This is a genomic window from Streptomyces sp. IBSBF 2435, from assembly GCF_036815005.1.
Lineage (GTDB): Bacteria > Actinomycetota > Actinomycetes > Streptomycetales > Streptomycetaceae > Actinacidiphila.
In genome coordinates this window covers 24,203-30,202 of sequence record NZ_JAJSYW010000073.1, presented here as the reverse complement: position 1 = coordinate 30,202, position 6,000 = coordinate 24,203, and the positions used below count along the sequence as shown (strand labels likewise).

The 6,000-nt window shown below is 74.2% G+C and carries 5 protein-coding genes; all 5 read right to left on the bottom strand.

What is annotated here, in order from left to right; translation table 11 throughout:
- Nucleotides 1-309 precede the first annotated feature (309 nt).
- Nucleotides 310-1,209, bottom strand: a complete 900-nt coding sequence (mshD, locus tag V7E46_RS16520) for a mycothiol synthase (RefSeq protein ID WP_333769116.1) — start codon at nucleotides 1,207-1,209, stop codon at nucleotides 310-312.
- A complete protein-coding gene (locus V7E46_RS16515) occupies nucleotides 1,206-2,402 on the bottom strand; it encodes an MFS transporter (RefSeq protein ID WP_333769115.1) in 1,197 nt (398 codons plus the stop codon). Before V7E46_RS16515 ends, mshD begins: the two co-directional genes overlap by 4 nt.
- Before the next feature lie 102 nt (nucleotides 2,403-2,504).
- Nucleotides 2,505-3,920 carry a sensor histidine kinase gene (locus V7E46_RS16510; protein ID WP_333769114.1) on the bottom strand — a complete coding sequence of 472 codons (1,416 nt, stop codon included), beginning with the start codon at nucleotides 3,918-3,920 and terminating at the stop codon, nucleotides 2,505-2,507.
- The gene (locus tag V7E46_RS16505; protein ID WP_333769113.1) at nucleotides 3,917-4,684 is read right to left on the bottom strand and encodes a response regulator transcription factor; all 768 of its coding nucleotides are present in this window, start codon (nucleotides 4,682-4,684) and stop codon (nucleotides 3,917-3,919) included. The genes V7E46_RS16510 and V7E46_RS16505 overlap by 4 nt, the downstream gene beginning before the upstream one ends.
- Before the next feature lie 70 nt (nucleotides 4,685-4,754).
- Entirely contained in the window at nucleotides 4,755-5,936 is a 1,182-nt protein-coding gene (locus tag V7E46_RS16500; RefSeq protein WP_333769112.1) for a S1C family serine protease, read from the bottom strand.
- Nucleotides 5,937-6,000 lie beyond the last annotated feature (64 nt).

Sequence of the window (6,000 nt, the reverse complement as noted above, 5' to 3'; positions counted from 1 at the left end):
CCCTTCCCCCTTTCCGCCCCCGCACCCGGGGCAGCTCCCGCGCAGTTCCCCGCGCCCCTCGGGGGGCGCCACTTGCGGTGGCCGGCCGCGCAGTTCCCCGCGTGCCTGTGTGAGTGCCACTTGCGGTGGCGCCGCTTCTTTCCCGCCGTCTCGGCCGGCCGCGCAGTCCCCGCGCCCCTACGGGGCTCGTCCTCTGCCGCAGAGGGCACGCTTCAGGGGCGCGAGGAACCGCGCGGCCAACCACGACGGCGTCGCAGGCGGCGGGTCGCTGCAAGGGGCACCCACGTGGGCACCCGGGCGAGCCTCCGGCTAGGACTCCGTGCGGAACATCAGGTCGACCTCGTAGGTCGTGAAGCCCAGCCGTTCGTATACCGCGACGGCAGGCGAATTGTCCGCGTCGACGTAGAGGAGCACGCCGGGCAGGCCGCGCTCCGCGGCAAGGTGGCGCAGGCCGATCGTGGTGAGGGCGCGGCCCAGACCGCTGCCCTGCTCGGCGGGGGCGACGCCGACCGCGTACACCTCGCCGAGCCCGAGATCGTCGTGGACCTTCGTCCAGTGGAAGCCGGCCAGCGTGTCGCCGCGGAAGGCGAGGAAGAAGCCGGCCGGGTCGAACCACGGCTCGGCCTTGCGGTCGTCGAGGTCACGCTGTGTGAGCGAGCCCTGCTCGGGGTGGTGGGCGAAGGCGGCCGCGTTGACGGCGAGCCAGTCCGCGTCGTCCTGCCCGGGCCGGAAGGTGCGCACGGTCACCCCGGCCGGCAGCACCGGCTCGGGAAGCGCCGCGTCCAGCGGCATCCGCATCTGCCGCAGCTCGCGGAAGAGCTTGAGGCCGAGCTTGACGGCCAGGTGCCGCGCGGCGGGGTGGCCGCCGTGCGCCCACACCCGCATCCGGCGCCCGGTGGCGGCGAGCAGCGCGTCACCGAGTGCGCGGCCGTGCCCGTGCAGCCGGTGCCCGGGGTGCACGACGAATTCCGCGGCGGGCGCCTCGACCGCGTCGGCGTCCTCGATCTGCCCGTATCCGGCGAGGTCGTCGCCGGACCACAGCACCAGGTGCCGTACGCCCTCCCGGCGCCCTCCGCGTACGTGCAGCCGGCCCTGCTCGGAGACCGCGGGCTGCCCGTCCGCCGCCGCGGCGGCGGCGATCAGGCCGAGTACGGCCCGCGCGGTGTCGGTGGGGAGTTCGGTGAGGATGTCCAGCCGCCGGTCGCTCATGCCGGAATCGTACGGGGCCGGTCCGCCCCGGGGCGGGCGGGCACCGCGCGGGCCACCGGGATGATCGCGGCGGAGGCGCAGGCGGTGACCGCGGCCAGGGCGAATCCGGGCCAGTAGGCGGTGGCGGAGATGACCGCGGCCATGACGGGCGGTACGACCGCGGCGGTGAGGTTCTGGCCGGTGTTGTGGACGCCGAGGGCGCGGCCCGACCAGGCGGGTCCGGCGTGTTCCGCGGTGGAGGTGAAGGACAGCCCGTTGGTGCTCGACGTGATCGCGATGGCGGCCACCAGCAGGACGGCGGTCAGGGGCGAGGGGAAGGCCGTGGCCACGGCGGCGGCCGCGACCACCGCGGCCGTGACGACGGCCAGCTGCCGCATGGGCCGCAACCGGTTGCTGACCCGGTCCGACCAGCGGCCCACCAGGATGCGGGACAGAGCGCCCAGCCCCTGGGCGACGGCGATGAGCTGGCCCGCGTGCACCGGGGACCAGCCGCGTACGTCCACCAGCATCACCAGCGCGAAGGCGCCCGCGGTAAACTGGGGGACGACCAGCAGCGCGGCCGAGCCGTGGATGCGCCACAGCAGCCGGGAGCCGCGGTAGGGGTTGGGCGCAGGCTCGGCGTTCTTCGCGGCGGGCCTCGCAGGGTCGGCGGCGAAGACCGCGATCAGTACGGCGATCACCGCGCACAGTACGGCCAGGAAGCCGATGGCGCCGCGCAGCCCGTGCGCCCCGGCCAGCGGCGGCATGGCCAGCGCGGCGAGCCCCATGCCCAGCGGGGTGGAGGTCTGCCTGATCCCCATGGCGAGGCCCCGCTCGCTCGCGGCGAACCAGCCCATGACCAGCCGCCCGCTGGCCGAGTAGACCGACGCCCCCGCGGCGCCGGCCAGCGCCAGCAGCACGCCGAGCGCGACCATCCCGTGCGCTGCCCAGGCCGCCGCGCCGAGCGCCCCCGCGGCGGCGCCGAGCCCGACCGCGATGACCACCCGCTCGCCCCAGCGGTCGGCGGCGGCGCCCCACGCGTACAGCGCGAGCACCAGGCCCACCGTCGGGCAGGCCACCAGCAGGCCGACCTGCGTCAGGCTCAGGTCCTGCTGTGTGCGCAGGTCGTCGGCGAGGTACGGGATCCCGTAGACGAACGCACAAGCCGCGGTCTGCGCGGCGGTCCCCAGCGCGAGCATGATCCAGCGACGCACGGTTGACGCACCTCCGATGAGTGGATGGTGCGGCCAAGTATTCGCCGATTATCGAGATCTGAGACGGTGATTTCACATTCCGAGACGACCGCGGAGCCGGGGTCAGGGCTCCGGCGGGGCGTCGGGCGTTGCCGTCGGGGCGCCGGGCAGATAGAGGGTCGCCTCGGTACCGCCGCCCTTGGCCGGGGTCAGGCCGATCGTGCCGCCGGACTGGTGGACGGTGCGGGCGACGATCGACAGGCCCAGGCCGCTGCCGGGCAGGGAGCGGGCGGACGGGGAGCGCCAGAAGCGTTCGAAGACGTGCGGCAGCTCCTCCGCGGGGATGCCGGGTCCGTGGTCGCGCACGGTCAGCCGGCCGCCGTGCAGCCGGACGTCGATACGGCCGCCCGGCGGGCTGAACTTCACCGCGTTGTCCAGCAGGTTGACGATGGCCCGCTCCAGGGCCGAGGCCTCGCCGCGGACGAACCACGGGGCGATGTCCGCGGTGATGTGCAGGTCGGGGCCGCGCAGCCGGGCGCGCTCCAGGGCGGTGCCGGTGACCTCGTGCAGCGGTACGACCTGGAGGGTGGGCGCCGCGTCCGGGCGGGACAGCTCCTGGAGGTCGCCGATCAGCGCGGCCAGTTCGGTCATCTGGGCCTTCACCGAGGCCAGCAGGGCGCGCCGGTCCTCGGGCGGGATGGCCCGGCCGGTCGCCTCGCTGCGCTCCAGCAGCTCGATGTTGGTCCGCAGCGAGGTCAGCGGGGTGCGCAGCTCATGGCCCGCGTCGGCGATCAGCTGCTGCTGCCGGTCGCGCGAGGAGGCCAGCGCGGACGTCATCGCGTTGAACGACTGGCCGAGCCTGGCGATCTCGTCCTCGCCCTCGACGGGGATCCGGACGCTCAGGTCCTCGGTGCGGGCGATGTGCTCGACGGTCCCGGTCAGCTGGTCGACCGGACGGAGGCCCGCCCTGGCGATCGCGGTGCCCGCCGCCCCCGCGCCGACCACGCCGATGCCGGCGACCGCGAGCAGCACCCAGGCGAGGGTGGTCAGCGGGTCGGTGACGTCGCTGAGCGGCCGGGCGACGGAGACCGCGGCCGGCACCCGGTCCACGGTGAAGTTCGCCGGCGCGGTGAAGACCCGCAGCTTGTGGCCGCTGGCGGTGACCGTACGCAGGACGCCGTCGGGCACGTCGCGGGCGGCGATCTCGCGGTCGGTCTCGTTGACCGGGATCGTGATGTGGCCCTGCACCCAGCACGACGTGCCGTTGGCCAGCACGACCTGGGCGGAGGTGGTGGCCGAGATGTAGCGCCCGGGGCCGTCGCCCTGGGCCGGCGCGGTGGCGTGGCAGCCGTCCTGGTTCAGGGTGTTGGCGATCACCGCCGCCGGGATGATGTCCGGCTGCCGCAGCGACTTGTCCAGCTCCTTCATCAGCTGGTCCCTGGTGATCAGCCAGCACGCCAGCGCCGCCGCGGCCACCGCGACCGCCACGGCCGCCGCCGTCAGCAGCGCCAGCCGGGACCGCAGCGGAAGCCGCTTCACGCGTGACCGCCGTCCGGCGCCCGCAGGACGTAGCCGACCCCGCGCACGGTGTGCACCAGCCGCGGCATGCCGCCCGCCTCGGTCTTGCGCCGCAGGTACATCACATAGACGTCGAGGGAGTTGGAGGACGGTTCGAAGTCGAAGCCCCACACCGCTTTCAGGATCTGCTCGCGGGTGAGGACCTGGCGGGGGTGGGTGAGGAAGAGTTCGAGCAGGGTGTACTCGGTACGGGTCAGCTCCACGGGGCGGCCGTCACGGGTGACCTCGCGGGTGGTGGCGTCCATCCGCAGGTCGGCGAAGGCCAGCGTGTGGTCCGCGGGGTCGCCCGCGGCCCCGGCGGCCGTGGCGTAGGAGCTGCGGCGCAGCAGGGCGCGCAGCCGCGCCAGCAGTTCGTCCAGCTCGAACGGTTTGACCAGGTAGTCGTCGGCGCCCGCGTCGAGTCCTGTGACGCGGTCGCCGACGGTGTCGCGGGCGGTGAGCATCAGGATGGGCGTGGTGACCCCGGTGGCGCGCAGCCTCCGGGCGGTGGTCAGGCCGTCCATCCGCGGCATCAGGACGTCGAGCACGATCGCGTCGGGGCGGTACGTGTCGGCGGCCTCCAGCGCGGCCATGCCGTCGGCGGCCATCGCGGTGTCGTAGCCCTCGAAGGCCAGGCTCCGGCGCAGTGCCTCGCGCACGGCGGGCTCGTCGTCCACGATCAGGACGCGGGCGGGGGCCTCGCCGGGCTCGCCGGTGCTGGGGGCGGAGCCGGGACCAGGACTCATGGTGGGGGGTACCTCGCTGCTCGACATGGGTGGTGCCGCTGACCCTTTCAGCGTCGCACGGCGCCGGGTCCTAGTTGGTGCCGCCGGCGCGCAGCGTCGGCAGGTCGGCCTTGACGGTGTTGATCGGAATGGCGAAGCCGAGGCCGACGCTGCCGGACGACGCCGAGGAGGAGCCGCCGGAGGAGGAGTCCGAGTACATCGCCGAGTTGATCCCGATGATCTGCCCGCTCATGTTGATCAGCGCGCCGCCGGAGTTGCCGGGGTTGAGCGAGGCGTCGGTCTGGATCGCCTTGTACGTGGTGGTGGAGCTGCCGGTGTCGCCGTTGTACTGGTTGCCGCCGAAGGAGAACGGCCACTGGTCACCGCTCCCGCTCCCGCTCCCGCCCTGGCTCCGCCCCTGGCTCTGGCCGGTCTCGACCGGCACGGTCACATCGCGGTTGAGCGCGGAGACGATGCCGCTGGTGACGGTGTTGCTCAGGCCCTCGGGGGAGCCGATGGCGACGACCTGGTCGCCGATGGCGACGGAGGAGGAGTCGCCGAGGGTGGCGGCGGGCAGGCCGCTCGCGCCCTGCACCTTGATGAGCGCCAGGTCCTTGGCCGCGTCGGTGCCGACGACGGTCGCGGTCGCGGACTTGCCGTTGGTGTACGTGACGCTGATCTGGTCGGCGCCCGCGACGACGTGGTTGTTGGTGACGATCTGGCCGTCGGCGGTGATGATGATGCCGGAGCCGGTGGCCTTGCCCTGGCTGGAGCTGGCGTTGATCTCGACGACGCTGGGGTCGACCGCCTTCACCACGCCGGAGACGGTGCCGTCGATCGCGGCGGCGTTCACCACGGCGGAGCCGGTGGACGCGGAGCTGGTGCTGCCGCTCGAGTGGTCGGTCGCGTTGCCGACCAGGGCGCCGACCCCGCCGCCGATCACGCCGGCCGCGATCGCGGCGGCGGCGAAGAGCGCGACGGGCCTGCGGGCCCGCCGCCGGTGGCCGCCGGGCTCACCGGGTCCGCCGGTCACGGCGGCCGGGCCGTACGGGCCGTGCGGGGGCGGCGGCGGATAGCCGGTGTAGGCCGGGGTGCCGGCGGGCTCGGACGGGGCCCCGCCCTCGGCGAGGGCCGCTGATTCGGCGGCGGGGCCGGAGGACGCCGAGGACGCCGAGGACGAGAACGGGACCGGGGCCTGGGGGCCGGAGTAGAGCGGAAGCTGCGGGTCGTGCGGGTGCTGGGGTTCGCCGCCGTTGCGGCTGCTCTCGGTCATGTCAACGACTGTGGGCCCAGAAGATGAGAGCTTGCTGAGCACACGCTGAGAAGCCCGGCAGAAG